This is a genomic window from Acidianus ambivalens (genome assembly GCF_009729015.1).
Taxonomy (GTDB): Archaea; Thermoproteota; Thermoprotei_A; order Sulfolobales; family Sulfolobaceae; genus Acidianus; species Acidianus ambivalens.
This window is the reverse complement of sequence record NZ_CP045482.1, coordinates 483981-501207: the sequence shown is the minus strand read 5'-3', so window position 1 is coordinate 501207 and position 17227 is coordinate 483981. Positions and strand designations below refer to the sequence as shown.

Annotated in this window: 15 protein-coding genes and 5 pseudogenes; 14 read left to right on the top strand and 6 right to left on the bottom strand. The window is 36.1% G+C overall.

What is annotated here, in order from left to right; all coding sequences use genetic code 11:
- The first annotated feature begins 52 nt into the window (after nt 1-52).
- The 3 genes and pseudogenes from D1866_RS03045 to D1866_RS03035 all read left to right on the top strand — a co-directional run bounded on the left by D1866_RS03045 (nt 53) and on the right by D1866_RS03035 (nt 3613).
- Nucleotides 53-1432: an MATE family efflux transporter gene (locus D1866_RS03045; RefSeq protein WP_155861032.1), complete on the top strand. Its 1380-nt coding sequence runs from the start codon at nt 53-55 to the stop codon at nt 1430-1432.
- Between the two features lie 153 nt (nt 1433-1585).
- A pseudogene (locus D1866_RS03040) lies at nt 1586-2778 on the top strand (MATE family efflux transporter); the annotation flags it as partial.
- A gap of 115 nt (nt 2779-2893) precedes the next feature.
- Complete coding sequence (locus tag D1866_RS03035; RefSeq protein WP_152943315.1) at nt 2894-3613, top strand: FkbM family methyltransferase; 720 nt, start codon at nt 2894-2896, stop codon at nt 3611-3613.
- Nucleotides 3614-4047: 434 nt separating this feature from the next.
- Here the strand turns inward: D1866_RS03035 and D1866_RS03030 are convergent.
- Both D1866_RS03030 and D1866_RS03025 read right to left on the bottom strand, forming a co-directional pair.
- Nucleotides 4048-4300: pseudogene (locus D1866_RS03030) on the bottom strand (IS607 family transposase); the annotation flags it as partial.
- Nucleotides 4301-4345: 45 nt separating this feature from the next.
- Nucleotides 4346-5575 carry an ATP-binding protein gene (locus D1866_RS03025; protein WP_155861031.1) on the bottom strand — a complete coding sequence of 410 codons (1230 nt, stop codon included), beginning with the start codon at nt 5573-5575 and terminating at the stop codon, nt 4346-4348.
- Nucleotides 5576-6249: 674 nt separating this feature from the next.
- Here D1866_RS03025 and D1866_RS03020 point away from each other — a divergent pair.
- The 6 genes from D1866_RS03020 to D1866_RS13040 all read left to right on the top strand — a co-directional run bounded on the left by D1866_RS03020 (nt 6250) and on the right by D1866_RS13040 (nt 9634).
- Nucleotides 6250-6450: a hypothetical protein gene (locus D1866_RS03020; protein ID WP_231136367.1), complete on the top strand. Its 201-nt coding sequence runs from the start codon at nt 6250-6252 to the stop codon at nt 6448-6450.
- Nucleotides 6443-6796 (top strand): type II toxin-antitoxin system VapC family toxin, encoded by a 354-nt coding sequence (locus D1866_RS03015; protein WP_152943313.1) that lies wholly within the window; start codon nt 6443-6445, stop codon nt 6794-6796. Before D1866_RS03020 ends, D1866_RS03015 begins: the two co-directional genes overlap by 8 nt.
- A gap of 72 nt (nt 6797-6868) precedes the next feature.
- Nucleotides 6869-7171, top strand: a complete 303-nt coding sequence (locus D1866_RS03010; protein WP_152943311.1) for a hypothetical protein — start codon at nt 6869-6871, stop codon at nt 7169-7171.
- Between the two features lie 77 nt (nt 7172-7248).
- The gene (locus D1866_RS03005) at nt 7249-8145 is read left to right on the top strand and encodes a mechanosensitive ion channel family protein (protein ID WP_170254152.1); all 897 of its coding nucleotides are present in this window, start codon (nt 7249-7251) and stop codon (nt 8143-8145) included.
- Between the two features lie 283 nt (nt 8146-8428).
- On the top strand, nt 8429-8950 hold the full coding sequence (locus D1866_RS03000) for a PaREP1 family protein (RefSeq protein ID WP_155861029.1): 522 nt from the start codon (nt 8429-8431) through the stop codon (nt 8948-8950).
- A gap of 543 nt (nt 8951-9493) precedes the next feature.
- Nucleotides 9494-9634, top strand: a complete 141-nt coding sequence (locus D1866_RS13040; RefSeq protein ID WP_170254151.1) for a hypothetical protein — start codon at nt 9494-9496, stop codon at nt 9632-9634.
- Here the strand turns inward: D1866_RS13040 and D1866_RS02995 are convergent.
- Nucleotides 9603-9867: pseudogene (locus D1866_RS02995) on the bottom strand (type II toxin-antitoxin system RelE family toxin). The gene D1866_RS13040 and the pseudogene D1866_RS02995 overlap by 32 nt on opposite strands.
- Before the next feature lie 279 nt (nt 9868-10146).
- On the opposite strand from D1866_RS02995, the pseudogene D1866_RS13230 reads away from it, so the two are divergent.
- Nucleotides 10147-10358, top strand: a pseudogene (locus D1866_RS13230) (hypothetical protein).
- A gap of 33 nt (nt 10359-10391) precedes the next feature.
- Here D1866_RS13230 and D1866_RS02990 read toward each other — a convergent pair.
- A pseudogene (locus tag D1866_RS02990) lies at nt 10392-10968 on the bottom strand (transposase); the annotation flags it as partial.
- Nucleotides 10969-11028: 60 nt separating this feature from the next.
- Between D1866_RS02990 and D1866_RS02985 the strand changes: the two are divergent.
- A complete protein-coding gene (locus D1866_RS02985) occupies nt 11029-11499 on the top strand; it encodes a PaREP1 family protein (RefSeq protein ID WP_152943307.1) in 471 nt (156 codons plus the stop codon).
- Between the two features lie 465 nt (nt 11500-11964).
- Nucleotides 11965-12693: a glycosyltransferase gene (locus D1866_RS02980; RefSeq protein WP_152943305.1), complete on the top strand. Its 729-nt coding sequence runs from the start codon at nt 11965-11967 to the stop codon at nt 12691-12693.
- 43 nt (nt 12694-12736) lie between these two features.
- On the opposite strand, the gene D1866_RS02975 is transcribed toward D1866_RS02980, so the two are convergent.
- A complete protein-coding gene (locus D1866_RS02975; RefSeq protein WP_152943303.1) occupies nt 12737-14851 on the bottom strand; it encodes a molybdopterin-containing oxidoreductase family protein in 2115 nt (704 codons plus the stop codon).
- 280 nt (nt 14852-15131) lie between these two features.
- Here D1866_RS02975 and D1866_RS02970 point away from each other — a divergent pair, with 280 nt between their 5' ends.
- Together D1866_RS02970 and D1866_RS02965 are read left to right on the top strand one after the other, a co-directional pair.
- A complete protein-coding gene (locus tag D1866_RS02970) occupies nt 15132-15821 on the top strand; it encodes a hypothetical protein (RefSeq protein ID WP_231136366.1) in 690 nt (229 codons plus the stop codon).
- On the top strand, nt 15818-16087 hold the full coding sequence (locus D1866_RS02965; RefSeq protein ID WP_155861210.1) for a ferredoxin family protein: 270 nt from the start codon (nt 15818-15820) through the stop codon (nt 16085-16087). The genes D1866_RS02970 and D1866_RS02965 overlap by 4 nt, the downstream gene beginning before the upstream one ends.
- 259 nt (nt 16088-16346) lie before the next feature.
- On the opposite strand, the gene D1866_RS02960 is transcribed toward D1866_RS02965, so the two are convergent.
- The gene (locus D1866_RS02960; RefSeq protein WP_152943299.1) at nt 16347-17129 is read right to left on the bottom strand and encodes a BtpA family protein; all 783 of its coding nucleotides are present in this window, start codon (nt 17127-17129) and stop codon (nt 16347-16349) included.
- Between the last annotated feature and the right edge of the window lie 98 nt (nt 17130-17227).

Below are 17227 nucleotides of genomic sequence, written 5' to 3'. Positions count from 1 at the left end.
CATATCTAAAACATACCTAAATCTTTAAAAATATCCACTGTATCTACACTTTGTGAATCCATTAAGTGGGGCACTGAAATTCTTTTCCACAACGTTATTTAACTCAGTTCTCGCATTAGCATTTTTCCTTATAGCGGGTCATTTCGCTACTCCATCCTTCGTAGGAAAAGTGGCAATAATCCAGCTTATGGAGACTATTACTGGAGCGTTCTTCTCCATTCTTCCATTTTCATTAGTTACAAGAGAAGTTTCTCACTCTTACGCTTCCTCTCAAGGTTACGATAAGATCGCCTACACTTCACTTTCCTACTCTCTATTGGTTTCCCCCCTCTTGCTTTTCCTCTTCTTCTTTCCGTCATATTTATGGATGTCGATTCCCTACTTCGTGCTTTATCTTTTCACAAACTACCAAGGTCAATTATTAACGGGTTTAGGTAAGTTTACAGAAGTTAATATAGGCAATGCGATTTTCACTATTGCTAGGTGGGGCTTTTCAATCCTAGCTGTTTTCTACCATAGTGTAGAGCTCCTAATACTGATTTGGACTCTGGGAGCAATTACTAAAGCTGTATACTATCAATTTTACCTACCGTTTAAGTTCTTCCTTGACAAGACCACGTTTAAGGAAATTGCAAAAGTGGGGTTTCCAATATACTTAACCGGCATTGTTTACTTTATTTCTGGTCAAGGAGACAGAGTGGTTACAGCGTTCCTTTTAGGCTCATATTATCTGGGTATTTATCAGTTAGTAGCATTGGCAGCAGTTGTCCCGTCAATGCTAATCTTTTCTTTCTCTTCCTCTCTTCTCCCTTCCTCAACTTACTATTATGCAAGAGGGAAGGACATGAAAGAGATTTCCTCCATAAGTTTTAGGATTGTAACTCTAATTTCCCTGCCCATGGCTATTTTAGGCTATGCTATTTCTCCCCTTTTTATTTCGAAGCTTTTCCCTCATTACGTTTTAGGAATTCCCTCAATGCAGTTGTTAATTCTGTCTTTAACCTCTACAATGCCGTTACAGCTCTTATCCACTTTTATGATTGCTGCAAAAAAGAATTATAGGCCTTTCATAATTATAGGTATAATCAGTGCATCCGAGGTTGTAGGAGTGTCTTATTATCTAATTCCAAAGATAGGTATTTATGGTGCGGCTATTGCTCAAGTTTTTAACGTTATCATTACTTCACTCCTCTATTTATTTTTCTCTTATTCTCAAGGGATATTCAGACTGGAAAGGAGGGAAATTGCAAGTCTCGCGTTAATAGGTTTTTCTTTTTTAGCTTTAATAAATTGGGAAGTAGTATTAATAGCGGTTATTTTGGGTTTCAAATTATTCGGAATAATAGGTAGTGATGAAGTTAAGATAATTGAAGGATTTATCCCCTCTAGTTTGAAGAGGATAACTAAGATTCTTTATTTAATAGCGAAATAATGAAAGAGTTTGATAATTAAGTTTCTACTAGCTAACAGCTACTAACTGTGGGCTTTGTTAAATATCATAGTCAAAAGAGAAACATTATATGACAAATAAGAGTAGACAAAACTTCTTTGCATTTTACCGTTTATACGCTCTACTATAGAGGTTAATAAGGAAGTCATAGGAAAGTTCATCTCATTCCCTTTCCTTGCCTTACCGTTTTTATTAGTTCTCCTTTTCCCAAATTACGTTAAGTTAACAATACTTTACCTTTTCCTTTACATTCTGAATGGCGACATTGGGTCAGTAATGATAGGAATTAACATGTTTACAGAGGGAGCAATAACAGGAAACCTCTTCCTAACAATAAGGTGGGGATCTCAATAATAGCTGTACTATCTCACAGCATTTACCTCTTCATTGAAATATGGACTTTAGGAGGAATCCTCTCTGTCTCTATGAACTACGCCTTTCTCAGTAGGAAAGTTGGGTTAATTTTGCCATCTTTTGACTTCGCTTTTCTCTTTAAACACTTCAAGGAAGGCTTACCTCTTTACTTGTCTTCTTCAGCAACTTTCCTCTCTTCATAAGGTGATAGAGTTACAACTGCTTACCTACTAGGTTCTTACTACCTGGGTTTGTATCAATTTTCCGCCTTAGTAGCTGGAGTACCTTCAATGTTTTTAGGCTCATTAGGAGGTGTTCTATTACCTACGGCCTCATTTTATAAGGCTTTGGGAAAGGACGAGAGGAGGATGTAGTCAATTTCCTTCCGCGTGTTGTCCCTAATTACATTTCTCGTCGTCATTATCTTTATACCGATTGCTGTCTTAGTCGTGGAAAAGTTTTTTCCAGATTATACTAAAGGTCTTGAAGCCCTGATCCTCCTCCTTTTAGCTAATACTTTGCCTTTTCCCATAGGCGCTTTAACGAATTTTATAATAGCAGCTAAGAAGTCGTTAAGGCCATTCCTCTTCCTTTCCTTGCTTAACGGTAGTCTAGTCTTAATCACCTCTTTCCTCTTAATTCCTAGATTAGGTATTATTGGAGGCGCGATTTCTCAAGTAATAGTCTCTGCAATTTCCTCTTCTTTCGTCTTATCCTACGCTTTGAGGGAGGGCGTCTTTGTCCCAGCTAAGAGGGAGAAGGCGCTGTTAGTATTAATGCCTTTAATAGGATTATATGAGGTTTTTGTTGACCCTCCCTATCTAGACTTCTTGTTACTGTTGTTCATCTTTATCCTCTTTAATAAAGTGATTACTTTAGATAACGTGAAATTGATTGAATCGTTTTTGCCTTCTAAATTGAAGTTCATAACGTCGTTATTAAAGGTGTTTAGTGGAGGGAGAGAAAGTCAATAAGTAATTATTGATAGTTGACTTAAGCTAATAACTTGCGAGATTAGTTTTTCCGTCTATAGCTTGATACTATTTATTAAATGATGAAGAACAAGTATTTAAAAGGAGAGAGGTCTTCATGATTTTCACTTACGGCAAAACTAAGCTGAAAATTCCAGAGGGTTACGAATACGTCTATTACGCTACTTTCATAGCTGGTGAATGGGACTTTTTAAAGGTTAAGGACACTGACACAGTACTTGATGCGGGCGCATTTATAGGGGACTTCACTGTAAAGATTGCTAGGAAAGCTAAGGAAGTAGTGGCTGTGGAACCTTTACCTTGGGCTTTCAAACTGTTAAAGGAGAATGTGGAGATAAACAACTTAAAGAACGTAGTGTTAGTGAACAAGGCTTTATACGACGTTGACGGCGTTAGACTAAAAATTGTCGATGAGGGGACTGGCTCTAAGATCGGGGAAAACGGGGTTGAGGTTGAGGGCGTTACTGTGGACTCTTTAGGTAAGTTCTCGGTTGTGAAGATGGACATTGAAGGCGCTGAGGGAAAGGTAATGAAAAACGGCGAGTGGTTAGACCACGTTAAGCAAATAGCTATTGAACTCCACGGTAGGGAGAACATAGAGGCTATACCGCAGTTGTTAAGGAACAAAGGTTTTGTGATCAGATTCATGACTGGGAATGACCTACTCAAAAACGCGCTCAAGAACTCCTTCCTCCACCCCATCTCGTTTATAAAAGCTGAGACGAGGACTAAAGTGATCTTGAACTACTTCAAGAGGAAGTACGACGTGCCGGCTTTGAGTAGGGAGGAGTATAAGATACTTTACGGTAGGAAATGAGTACGGGAAATGTCTTAACATATCATCCCGTTCGAGCAACGAATGCCCTCAATATAATTGAATTAATTATGACCTACATACCTTCAAGTTCAGTGGTTAATATAAGTTCTGTAAATATAAAGAGAGATTTTAACTAAAGGATTAAGGAGCTTATGTGCGATGTATCCACAGACTATAAACCTAGCTGTAAAACTATAAGCCGTTAAATTTTCAACAACAGTTAATTCTGCTTAATGTCTCATCGCTAACTAAAAATTGATGAGTCAGCAATCACTAAGGTTTATAATCCTTCACGAAGCTTGTACTACTATGAAGTTACACTTATCTAATCTAGGTCCATAAAACACGGTGAAATCGAGTTAAGTGACATCACGCTTTTCGTTGGAAAACCTAACACCAGTAAAAGCACTGCGATGAAAGCATTATTCTATTCCCTTTACTGTCCAAGTTATCTTATTGAGCTGAAGCAAAACTCTTTCCAAGTGGTCTTTTATGTGTTTGATGAAACTCTAGCGTAAATTGCTACTTTATTTACCCCTCCACTACCAGGCAGCAATCTTTCAACTTCACTGTAAGGTATTCTCTACCTACCGTTAATCTCAACAGTCTTTATCTTTCCCTCCCTAATCCACTCCTACTCATGCTAAATATCTCAGCAACTTCACCAGATGTTAGATACCTCTCCACAGTAACTAGAAGTATTTAAAAGTTACGTATAAGTGCTAGACTTCGTTATCTCAATAAAAACTTCCACAAAGGCTCTAACTCGATTTTCTTACCGTTATAATCCATTATTTCCTCCATGTCCCACGTTACGATTTTAGGTTTGAAACCCAATGATGATGAGGCTTTAGTTAAAGCGCTCAACTCCCTTTCCTTTATTCCCTCCTCATCATAAGTTACTTGTATTAACTCCCCATTTTTCTCATCTAAAAAGTCTACCTCGTAGTCCTCTCCTTTAACGAAATAGACTCCCTTGTTCTGGTTTTTCCTAAGCAAATGTATTGCGACTAAATTCTCCATTAATCTTCCCATATCTTTTTTTATAGAGACTTCTTGAATAATACCCATGTCAACTACGTAAACCTTCTTGTTCTCTGCAATTCTGCTCAACTTTCCGGTATACCTTTCCACGGAGTAAATTAAGTAACTTGAGGTCAGGCCGTAAAACCACTCGTCAACAGTTTTATAATCAATTCTGAGCATTCTAGCGATTCTATTTAGAGAAACTTCAGAAGAGTAAAGGGAAATTATTGCTGAGGAAAAGTCCTTAAACTTAGATATCCTCTTTATCTTAAGCCTCTGTACTACGTCTTTGAACAGTATATCATTATAAATGCTGTTGACTATTTGCCTACTGTTTAGCAGTAACGCTTCAGGAAAACCTCCTATGCTCATGTACTCCCTCAAGTAGTTCTTGATCTCAGCTCTCTCCCTTGTCGTAAGCGGTTCGGAGTAATTAACTCCCTTAAACCTTAGAAACTCCTTGAAGGAAAAGGGGAAGAGCGTGAAGTCCACATGCCTTCCGGTTAGACTTGTGGCCAGCTCACCGGAAAGTAACTTAGAATTACTCCCGGTTAATATTATCCTTTTAGTCTTCCTCAACCTGCTCACGAAGGGCTCCCAACCTTGAATGTTCTGTATTTCGTCAAACAGGATGTAATCCACGTTACCGTAAAGTTCGTAAATTGCTTGTTCAACCATATGCAGTTCATCAGATTTTAAATTTCTCAATCTCTCATCATCAAAATCGACATAAGCGAAGTTTTTATCCCTTAACAGTAGGAGTGATAGAGTAGATTTACCGCTCCTCCTAACCCCTAATATTGCTAGGACGTTTGGGATTGATAGGTTTGTTAGCAACTCCTCTTTAGGCACGTCTCTGGGTATTGCCCTACTAATTAAGTTTTCTGCATCTTCTCTTTGTTCCTTTATAATGCTTTTTATTTCCTCAACGTTCACGCATAATAGGAGTTTTTTGCATTTTTAAACTTTTGGAGTATACTCCATAAGTTAATCGGAAGAGTTTTGGAGTATACTCCAGAACTAAATCTGGGGAATAGTTCTATACTCTTTAAGTTATAATGACGTCGCATTCGGTAAGCCGTGTAATATTTACAAGTTTTAGAATTGAGAGTAGAATTTTTCATTCCGACCAGAGAAGTAATATTCCTTATAAGAGGTGTATAAGTTATTCGTTTTAAGGGGTATGCTTAACCTGCAAGACTATTAGGCAAGAAGTGTAGGCAAGGTAATGGTACTCTTCACTCTAAAACAATATATAATTACTATATGTAATTTATTATATAATAAGATTTAACCACTAAGGACGTGCAAATAACTTTACTCTAATTATTTTTTGGGTCTACTATTTATTGTGGAGAACTTTTATATAGTGAATTGGATAAGATTCCATTAAAGAATTTTACTCTTAAACATCTAAAGGACTTAATACTCTTCAGCCATTACACCACATTCTTCGAATAAAGGAGATGCATAAACGCTCTTACCTCCGATGTAAGGAAAAAATAATTATATGCACATAATATGCTTAATAATTCAAGAACGCAATTATGGGAGATTGAGTTACTGCCTCAACGAAGGTTAGGAGAGAAATTTTAGAAAAAGAGTATAATGTGAGTGAAGTTTTAAGAAAGGCTTTGGAAGAAGAGGTTAAAAAGAAGGAGGAAGAAAACGCGAGAAAATTATTGGACTTAGCATCTAAAGAAGTGGCAAAAATCGACACTGACGAAGTAGTTGAGGAGTTGAAGAAATGGAGGAAAGGAAAGATAAAATACCTTTTTGACTCTAGTGCCATCTTCGATAAAATTGGGTGAGAAAGCCCTAGATTTACTAAAGAATAATTATACAATAACCCTAGCGTATTATGAACTGGGAAACATCCTATGGAAATATAAATTAGATATAGGAACTGTTTTTAATGCGCTTTCTTCTGCATTATCTTTCGTTGTTAAGGAAATTTTGGAGGAGGCCATAAAAAATTCAGCCTATCTCGTTACAGCTAAAAGAATAGGAGCTAAGCTTGTAAGTTTAGATAAAGATTTAATAAATAACGGTGCTATAACTCTAAATGATTTACCAAAATTAAATGAAGAGAAAAATATTATCCTTATCTCTTTAATTAGCTTACTATCTCAACATATAATGCACATCTATAGGTAATAAGATTTACTAATCTGACGTTTTGAGTCATCATGAAACTTAAATTCTCTTATTTTGGTATTCTGAGTAAGTATGAAAGCAAAAACAATTGCAGTTGCATTAGCAGGTATTCTAACAGGGTTATTATGGGTAATCCCTTCCTTTTTTATCTCAATGATAACACTATCATATATTTTAGGAAGTGCTAAGTTGTTTTTCCTGTTTCCTATTATATCTTATATTATATCAGAGTCCGTGACTTTACTTCTCTTCATTATATTATATAAGTTCGTATCCAGAACTTACGCAATAGCTTTCCTAGTTACTGCCTCAATAATTTCATTCATTGCTCCTTTTTTAGTGTTCTTAATGATCGCATTAATAGGAGAGTGCTAGGAGAACTATACGTTCCTATTTGCCTTTCTTCAAGTTCTTTAGAAAAGAAATAAATGGTATATAATAAAGTATTTTTTATGTTGAAGTTTTACCAAAAGTTTTTACTCGGTATTTTATTAGCATTCTTACTTTTTGCTCTAAACGCCTTTGTACAAACATTAAAGCCTTCCAGCCTTACCTTACTAGCTTTAAGGGCTTTTAGCATAGTGGCAGGAGGAATTTATTTTACCATAATATTCTCTGATGGAGTAAGGGAAGTCCTAGAAAGGAGGAAAATTGGTACTGGTGCGATAATAATTCCTAGCATTATAAAATACATAGGCTACATTATGGTTTTCATAGGAGTGTTAGCAACTTTCGGAGTTACATCTGCAGAAGCGTTAGCAGGAGGTACTTTTGCTGGCTTAGTTTTCGGCTTAGCTTTACAACCCGTTTTGGAAAACTTCTTCGCAGGCATTCTTATAATTTCTACTGGATTTATTTCAATAGGAGACCATATAAGGATTTTAAACTCTCAAATTCCTTACATGGCCGCAAATTTGCCTCCTTATAAGTACTTCTCCAGGGAATATTTTGAACAAGGTTTGGAAGGTACAGTTATTGAAATAGATTTATTTTATTCAAGGCTTATACTAGAGAACGGAAGGGAATATAGAATTCCTAATTCTCTCCTGCTAAAGTCTTCTGTAATAGATTATACTTCGAAGTTCTCTAAGAAATTATATGTTAGTATAAGGGTTGAGTTTCCTTTAGATAAAATAAATCTGAATACAATTGAGGAAGAAGTTAAGGAGGCATTAAAAGGTTTTGAAATAGAGGAAGGTCCTTACTTAAGTGAGCAAAGCGATAAAGAACACGTTATAATATCGTTAAGAATATCCGCTGACGTAGATAATTGGAAAAAGGTTAAGTCTGAAGCATTAAAGAGAATTTTAGCTTTAAGGTATAAAATAGTTAAAGAGCAAACAACGTAGAAATCATGTAACCAAGAATCTTCGTTTTAATAATCCGTGAAGTTTTATTTTATCTTTTACTTGTTTTAAGCTTTGTGAGCCTGTTCAATTTTTCCAAATGGCTACATTAAACTTACTTCTAATTCTACTACCGATTTATACTGAAGAAGTGAGACTAGAGCCTAAGAAAATTCAACTACCCCACAAAGCACTTGTTTTAAACATCTAGGTAAAAATAACTAAAAGTTGCTGATCATAAATTGTCAATAAAACGTATTATTAGGAGAATTAGAATAATAATATTGTGTACGAAGTATTAGATTACAAGGGAAATCCCAAATCTTATATCCACATGAAAGTTATGGAAAGTTTAGTCGAAAGTAGGTTAGCATTAGAAATGTTGAAAAGAGGACTTTTAACTAACGCGTCGTCTAAAGCTTTTATTTCCATAAAGGCATTTATAAGTGCATTAATTGTAAAGGATTTTGATAAAATAATTCAGAATAAGCCTGAAAAGGAAAAAGAGTGGTATGAGAGAATAGGTTATTCTGCACCAACAACAGGTCTTATAGGGATTTCGTACGATCTTGAAAAATTAGGCTATAACGTAAGTTTAGTAGTAAGAATAGCTCTATCTTTACATTCTTTTTCATATAATGGTTTTGATCCCAATTTAGTTAACTATAAAGATAAGGAAGAGGTTGAAAAAGATATAAAAAACGTAGTACAGTTCGTCATCGACAATGCCAAGAAATATTTTAATGATTTTTGGAATGAAGAATTGGAAAAAGAATTGGAAAATCTGGTAAATGCATCTAAAGAGTAATATCGCCATAGCCATAGGGTTTGGCTTTAGAGTTAACATTTACACGTAACTATTGATTATTTTTAATCGCTTCTAAATATCGTTTTGACAAGTTATGTTTATATAGGTGCCCGTGGCGGAATTAGAAGTAATTAAAAGTAAGGATAAGTTACGCCACGGGTAAACACTATACTTTTCCTTCAACTGTGGCAATTATTCCGCAAGCGTTTTTGCACATGTAGCATCTTAAGAAAGCCATACATTATTTTTATCTAATAGTTTATTTAATCTAATTAGGAACTCAGGAAATATTTCTCTGTTAGCATAATAGATGAACTGCCCTTTTTCTAACGTGAAATTTTCCATTATTTAATCAAGTGTGGACAGAAATTAGAAGAAAGAATTTTTGTAAACTAAACTATATTTTCACAATTATTCTAACGCATAAAGAAAGCTGGGATCTCTACATATGCGCTTATACTACTTTCAATACAATTTTTCAAAATTATAAGAGAAACTCGATTAGCATATCGTTTTAATAACCTCTGTGAGAAGTTTATATGTATGAAGACTGTGAAGAAAGGGGAAGACACTTTTGTTGAATTCAGTGACTTTAATGAAGTAAGGGAAGTATTTGAGGAGGCTATTAAAGAAATTGAAGAGGAAGAAAAAGCTAACGTCCGTAAACCTTCTTATGAGAGCTAATCTCCCAAATAAAAACTACACAATTTTTTGAATCCACACTGTAAAGTATTCTTATATCTCCAGTAACCTCAATGGAGAACATTGGGTTTTAGTATTTTCCTTTTCCAAGCTTCTCCCTAGCGTACTTAAACGGATCTTCATTCATTAGCTTCAATTTTTTCAAGAATAAGCCTTAGAAGTTTTGATTGAGGGAAATTCCTTTTTAACCATTCTATGAATTCTTTTCTATCCATCTCACCCTTAACTAAAAATCTGAAAATCTACTTCTCGCAAACCACAATAAAAGATATAGAAAACATATTTAAAAATTTTTCCTCTTTTTGAATATTATCTCTTCACAAATAATAGTTGCAATAATGATAGTTGTGTAAATAAAGTGCTGCTAGTAACATTATAACTCCTAGTAAGATTGCTAATCCATTTACAAAAAGTGGGGGTCAAGGGGGCGAAAGCCTCGCCAGATGAATAGCCCCGTATTTAAATCTTTTAGTGATAATGACGCTCCTTGCTGAATGGGACTGAGGGAGGAGCATCTAGTATCTCTTAAGGGACTAGAGCTCAGCAATGAAAGTTCCCTACTCACTCTGTCCAAATAGGAGTGGTTCTCTGAGCCACTCGACTGCCCACCAAATGTAATCCCGAATCGATGGTGGGAACGATGAGGGGAACCCTCGCCGGCGGAGAGCTCCGGTATAAAAACCTTTCCATGAAAAATCGAGCATAGTCCGCACTACTTACGCAAGTGATGAAACCTGCTTTACTCGCTAGCGTCAAAGGGCTTATTATAATACAGCCCAAGTAATAAAAGCCTAGCACAAGCAGTAATCAACTTCTTACCCTTATGATTCTCATAAAAACGCTTGATAACAGGATTAACCTTGATGTCAGTCAAAGCTGCCAAATAAAAGGCCCTCCTCAAAACAGCATCACCCCTCTTAGAAATACCTCTTGATACAACACTAGACTCAACAACAAGACCACAATAAGCAACAAACCTTCACTAAAGCGCCTAACATCACCAGCCAACCCAAGGTTTTACCAATACCCGGAATAGTGAAAATCAAACTATCCTTGGGAACAACATTCTCAATCTCATACCCTCAAGCCTCTCCAACTCCTCCAAAAGAAACCTAACCTCAGACAACACTATACTATCTCCACTCCTCCAAATTCTTCCTAGACAGACTATCTCTATAGCCTAAAAGTACCAAATCCCTCCTCAGCCTATTCTTAACCCTAGCAATACTCCTAGTAACAAAATCCCACTGGCTAGTCAACTCCCTAGCATCACTTGTTGTAAACTCACTACCCATACTTACAACTATTTCTGCTAGCATCATTATATAAGACGTCAGGTAAATGACAATATTAGGAAGGATTCGAAATATATCGTGATGGAGGAGCCAATAAAGAAGGCTGAGGAGAAAGGGATAAACGTTGAGGATTTAATAATTTCAGCTTTATCTAGAGAAGACCCTCAAGAAGGAATAAAACTTAGATTGAGTTTAGCTGAAAAGTATATGAAAGAGGCTGAAGAATATCTAAAGAAAGGCGACGTAGTTCAATCTTCAGAGAAAGCTTATAAGGTTGCTGAGGAGATAGTCAAAGCTTTTGCTGAGAAGTTTAATTTAGCTGAATATCAGCAAGCAGTAAAGGGAGATAGGTGGCATACTTACACTTTAGCAAATGCTGCAGCAAAACTTTCCTCAAGGTTAGGTGATTGGATTAAAACTGGGTGGAATTCGGCTTATACACTTCACGTATGGGGATTTCATGAAGCTAAGTTAGATATGGATAGTGTAAAAAACTTATTACAAGACATTAAAAGAATGCTAGAAGAAAGTAAAAAGATATTATCTTTCTGACTTGCGAAACCCTTGTATAAATTGCTACTTGCTTAACTTTTTCACCACTTCTCAATCTCACTACCGTTAATAGCCTTAATTTTCCCTTCCCTAATTCACTCCTACTTAATGCTAAATATCTCATCAACATCACTAGGAGTCAAGTATCTTTCCACGATAATTAAAAGTTACGCAGAAATGTTACATACTTGCCTCACAGCAAGAAAATCGGATTGTACAATTTGAAAATAGAAAAGTTTCAATTTACTAGCTTATTAACTTTTCTACTATTTTTAGGAGTCTTTACACTAAGTTTGAGCCGTCCTAATTCTGTTAAAAACAAATGTATTACGTCTTTCTCTTCTTATTAAGCAACAACTATTATAAATTAAGAAATGTATAAACTATTTAAATTATTCCCTTAACTAGAGAATCGCATTTAACAAATATCTTTATAAACTTTTCTAACCTTCTTTTTATATAAAAATGCTATCTATAGTGATTCCTGCATTCAATGAAGAGAAGAGGATAGGAAATACTTTAAACAAGTTAACCTCATGGTACTCGTCGTCAGAAATTATAGTTATATTTGATGGAAATGATAATACGCCGGAAGTTGTAAAGGAATATAACGCAAAACTTTACGTAAGCAAGGAAAGGTTGGGAAAGGGAGCATCGTTAAAGAAAGGTATAGAATTCTCGTCATACAAAAAAATTCTATTAATTGATGCCGATTTACCGGTAACACGTGACGATTTAAATAAAATAACTACTACTAACGCTGATTTAGTCATTACAACTCGAAGAATCATAGGCATGCCCTGGAAAAGGAGGTTTTTGCACCGAGGCTTTATTATTTTAACTAAGATTTTCTTCCCCAGTCTTAGAAAGTTTAAGGATTTTCAGTCCGGAGTTAAGCTAATAAATAGGGAAAAGGCTCTTTCAGTTCTTGACAATTTAATAATAAATGACTTTTTGTTTGATGTAAATTTAATTTATGAATTTAAGAGGAGAGGTTATAGTATAAAGGAAGTGGAAATAAGTTACATACATGATGAGACTGATAGTAAAATTTCAAGAAAGTTGTTCAAGATAATAATCCTCATGTTCTTATCTTTAATTAAGTTGAGAGTATATTATTCCCCATTTAAAGGAATATTAAAAACAAAGGCTTTCCTTAAGGCTCAGGATTTTATTTTGAGAATTTTGAGGTAATCTGAATAAGCTGAATGAGCACTTTGTTGCAATCATTGTTTTCCTATACCTTCCTTATCTTTACAATATTTAAGGACTGAGCTATACTTCCGGAAATTGGGTCGGTAATTTGATCGCTTATTAAGCTATTGACGTCGAAGCCGTGGCCGTAGGCGAATTTTTCTCCTTTAGAATGCCTGCCAAAGCCGAAGTACGTAAAGGCCGTGTCTTCCCTTATGTCGTCAGTTACTCTAACCTTGCATCTCACTCTTTGGCCAGTGGTTAAGGAAATTAATTCTACTTCGTCATTGTCCTTTATTCCCAGTTTTTCTGCCTTCTTCCTGTTGATGGTAACTGGGTTCTCTGGAGCCAACTTTATCAGCGTTGGTATATCAAAGGTTATGCTGTCTTGAGTGTGATACAATGTGTGACCGCTTGTTAAGTAAAATTCGTCGTCTTCTCTAGGCATAACGTTTTTCTCTATATAAGTAGGCAATGGGTAGTATCCGTGCTCGTGTAAGATTGTGGAGTATATCTCAACTTTTCCTGAGGGAGTATTTAGCCCCTTCTTATAAGGATAAACTTCGTAAATTTCCGTAGGTATCTTTACACAACCTTTTGAGTAAAGTTCTTCCTTGTTTATTCCTAGTTTACTTAGAATCATATCCTGCAAGGAATCAAAAGTATCGTTTGCTAATCCTAGCCTTCTTTCAAGTTCTAACAATATCCACCACAACGGCTTTGTGTCGTAATAAGGTTCAACAGCCTTTTGATGAATATCAACCCATGCCTCCAAAGTCCAACCTACAGGCAAAGGTAACTCGTCCCTTTCTAAATAAGTAGATTCTGCCAATACTACGTCAGCGTACTCTGTCACGTCTGAAGGCATAACGTCGACAACTACTAGGAAGTCCAACTTACTTAGCGCTCTCCTAACTAGGTCGCTATTTGGATCCCTACCGTCTAGGTTTGTCCCCACGACCATTAAAGCTTTTATTGGATAAGGACTTCCGGTAAGTATTGCCCTATATACCTCCTGAAAGGCAGCATAAGTTAATGGATACCTAATTTTATCTATCCTCTTAACTTTTGCTTTATTCTCTTCATAGAGCTTTATCCTGGGCTTTTTAGAGAAAATCAGTCCTCCTTTCTTGTCCAGGTTGCCTATCATTGCATTAATTATGAAAGCTGACATCCAAGTGTAAGTTGAGTCCGTGGAAAAGGAAGTATGCCAACCGTCGTCTATTACTGCAGAGGGTCTGTTTTCCCACAAGTTTTCTGCAATGTACTTAACGTCGTCGTAAGTGGCCCCAGTAATGTAAGTAAGTCTGGGGTATACTTTCTCTCCTTCCTTCATTAGCAAGTAAAAGGCTGTAGCTACTCTTCTACCGTTTCTTTCTCCTTCATAGATTAACTTATCTGAATACTCATTAGCAGGAGACAAATCGTCTTCGTAGACTAACAGCGAAGCATTGCTATACTTCTTTAGGAAATCTTCGTCATACATACCGTTCTTTATCATATAATAAATTACAGAAAGCAGGAAAGCAGTATCGGTGCCGGGCCTTATAGGAATCCACCTATCTGCATATCTTTGAGCTATTGCCGACTTCCTAGGATCTATAACCGCTATCTTCATTCCATTTTTCCTTCCTTCTTCTATTCTCCTAACTATGTCAGGGACAATGCCTTCTAAAGGATTCCTGCCTATAAATACAACGAACTTAGAGTTGGGATAGTCTGGGTCAATACTTCTGGGACCTTCTGCTCCTAAAACTAACTCTGCAGCTACAGTCCTCGGACCGTGACAAACTGACTCGTGGCCTATTAAATTGGGTGTTCCGTAAAGTGCTGCAAACCTTTCTAAAAGCTCCTTACCGTAATCGTGGTAAGTTATAGCTAGGTATTCTGGATGGCCTTCGTCTAAAAGTTCTTTAAGCCTTTTGGTGACTTCGTCTAAAGCTTTCTCCCAACTTGTTGGAACCAATTTATCTCCTTCCCTAATCAAAGGAGATTTAAGCCTATCTGGGTGAGTAAGTAAATAAGGACCAGCTGCTCCTCTGCCGCAAATACCTGGCTGAGGATGATTCCTATTTGCAGCAACTCTTACTACCTTTCCTTCAACTGTGGCAATTATTCCGCAAGTGTTTTTGCACATGTAGCATCTTAAGAAAGTCATACATTATTTTTATCTAATAGTTTATTTAATCTAATTAGGGATTCAGGAAATATTTCTTCGTTAGCATAATAGATGAACTGCTATTTTCTTACGTAAAATTTTCCCTTTCTCTTACTCCACTCTTGTTTTAAATGCCTATAGAGAAGGCGAAGGAATAACTCTGGAAACGAATAGGGGGACACTTAAAGCTCCGCTAATAATTGACGCTTCAGGAGTTACTTCTGTAGTATTTAGACTGCTGGGGTTGAGAAAATTTACTCCAGATAAGTGGATGCTCGGAGTGAAAGAGATAATAAAGACAGACGTTAATTTGCCGGATAATGAAGGAGAAGTTAGGACAATAGTAGGGACAATAAAAGGTGTTAAAGGCGGAGGCTTTGTTTACACTAATAAGGATACATTATCTGTAGGCATGGCAGTAACTTTTGATTCCCTTCCTAAATCGGAGTTTCCTGCAAAGGATTTAGTTGAGGCGTTTAGGGAAAGGATAGGAATTGAAGGGGAGATTTTAGAATACTCAGCCCACGCTATTCCTTACTACGGTTTTAAGAACTTGCCACCGTTATACGATAAAAATCTAATTGCGGTAGGAGACTCTGCTGGATTTCTAATTAATGACGGCTTTACAATAAGGGGAATGGATTTAGCAATAGGCTCTGGAATGATTGCAGGACTTGCTGCAAAAAAGATTGTAGAGAGCAGGAATTTCTCAAACACTGAGGTTTATTATGAAATGCTTAAGGATAGTTTCGTACTTAAACACTTGGAGTTAGCTTATAATCGTTTTGAGCTGATTAATTCTCCTTCAACACTTTCAACTTACCCAGAGATTCTATGTAATGTACTGTCTGATATGTTTACAGTTGAGGAGAATAGGGATACGTTAATTAACGACGTCTTATATAGATTAAAGGAGAAAGGAATTCCACTAAGTCAGGCGGTGAAGGATTTATGGAAAGCAGTAAAATAGTTCCTCTTTTGAAGAGGCTAGGATTAAATACTTATAATGTAGATAAAAAGCCCCATATAGAAGTTAATACTGATATCTGCATTAACTGTAAGGATAAGCCGTGTACTCTATCGTGTCCAGCAGGGACTTATGAGGCTTTGCCAGACGGAAGAATTGCTGTACATTACGAAAGATGCTTAGAATGCGGTGGAGCTTTAGTCATCTGTCCATTTGGAGCTATTAAATTTAGGTTTCCCGAAGGCGGAATATCTTATAGATATGGCTAATTAATAAGTTTTTTATCAATTAACACGACATCTCAATAATTTAGATAAAGGAAATATAAACCAAACATTAGAAAACTAAAAACATAAGGAATTTATTACTATTAACTCTTAGTTTGATCACTTCTTTTCTTATCTGTGAAAAAATCAATTGTAATTGTCATATTACGTTATCCCTAAAATTTTACGGTCTTAAGTTGACTAGTCAACTTTAGCTTATAAAGCTTTACGTTGTGATGTATTTTTATTATGCAAATTAAAATTACTTTTGTCTACATTCTTTTACTAAATATTCGTAAGCCTCCTTCTTACTAGGACCACCTATAACTCCTCCTTCTTTAAAGTCCTTTTCACCTATTATCAAACCATCAGCAATTTTACAGAATTCCTTAAAGTTCTCGAGAGAAATTCCGCTACCTATAATTACGGGCAAACTAACTGAAGATTTTACTTTCTTAACAGTGTCCACAGAGGGTGGAATAGAACTCCTAGGGCCAGAAACTATTACTGCGTCAGCTCCTCCTCTTTCAGCTAAATCCTGAGCTGCCAACTCTATAGGAAGATTATATAAAGGATATGCGTGCTTAACGTGAATGTCTGCAAATATCATTACGTTGGAGTTTAAGAACCTCTTTAACCTCAGGAGTTCTGCTGCTTTACCTTCTATTATTCCTTGATCTGTTACGTAAGCTCCTATTAGCACATTACATCTTATGAACTGAGAACCGGTAACATGAGCAATGGAAAAAGCGTCTATACAACCATTTCGTAACACGTTAACTCCCACAGCGTCGAAATAGAAGTTCTTCCTAACTTCCCTAACTATGATACTCATTGAAGCTATCGTAATAGGGGGAATGTTGTCCTTAAAGAAAGGATAATCGCCCAAATTTTCAACTATAACTCCGTCTACTCCAGCCTCTTGCAACTTTTGTCCTTCAGTTATTGCATAATTAACTATTTCATCAAGACTCATCTTATTGTTAGGCGAACCTGGAAGGGGAGGTAAATGAATCATACCTATGATGAAAGGTTTCTTTTCCATGAAGAAAATTAAGCAAAGTAGTTCATATCTTTTTAGTATTCAAGACACTAGCACATAGTATCTTTAACGGTAATAACGAAAAAATTAATAATCTTACT

Coding starts and splice junctions, on each gene's coding strand:
- D1866_RS03035 (WP_152943315.1), top strand. CDS start 2,894: ATGATTTTCACTTACGGCAAAACTAAGCTGAAAATTCCAGAGGGTTAC.
- D1866_RS03010 (WP_152943311.1), top strand. CDS start 6,869: ATGAAAGCAAAAACAATTGCAGTTGCATTAGCAGGTATTCTAACAGGG.
- D1866_RS03005 (WP_170254152.1), top strand. CDS start 7,249: ATGTTGAAGTTTTACCAAAAGTTTTTACTCGGTATTTTATTAGCATTC.
- D1866_RS13040 (WP_170254151.1), top strand. CDS start 9,494: ATGAAGACTGTGAAGAAAGGGGAAGACACTTTTGTTGAATTCAGTGAC.
- D1866_RS02985 (WP_152943307.1), top strand. CDS start 11,029: ATGGAGGAGCCAATAAAGAAGGCTGAGGAGAAAGGGATAAACGTTGAG.
- D1866_RS02980 (WP_152943305.1), top strand. CDS start 11,965: ATGCTATCTATAGTGATTCCTGCATTCAATGAAGAGAAGAGGATAGGA.
- D1866_RS02975 (WP_152943303.1), bottom strand. CDS start 14,851: ATGACTTTCTTAAGATGCTACATGTGCAAAAACACTTGCGGAATAATT.
- D1866_RS02960 (WP_152943299.1), bottom strand. CDS start 17,129: ATGGAAAAGAAACCTTTCATCATAGGTATGATTCATTTACCTCCCCTT.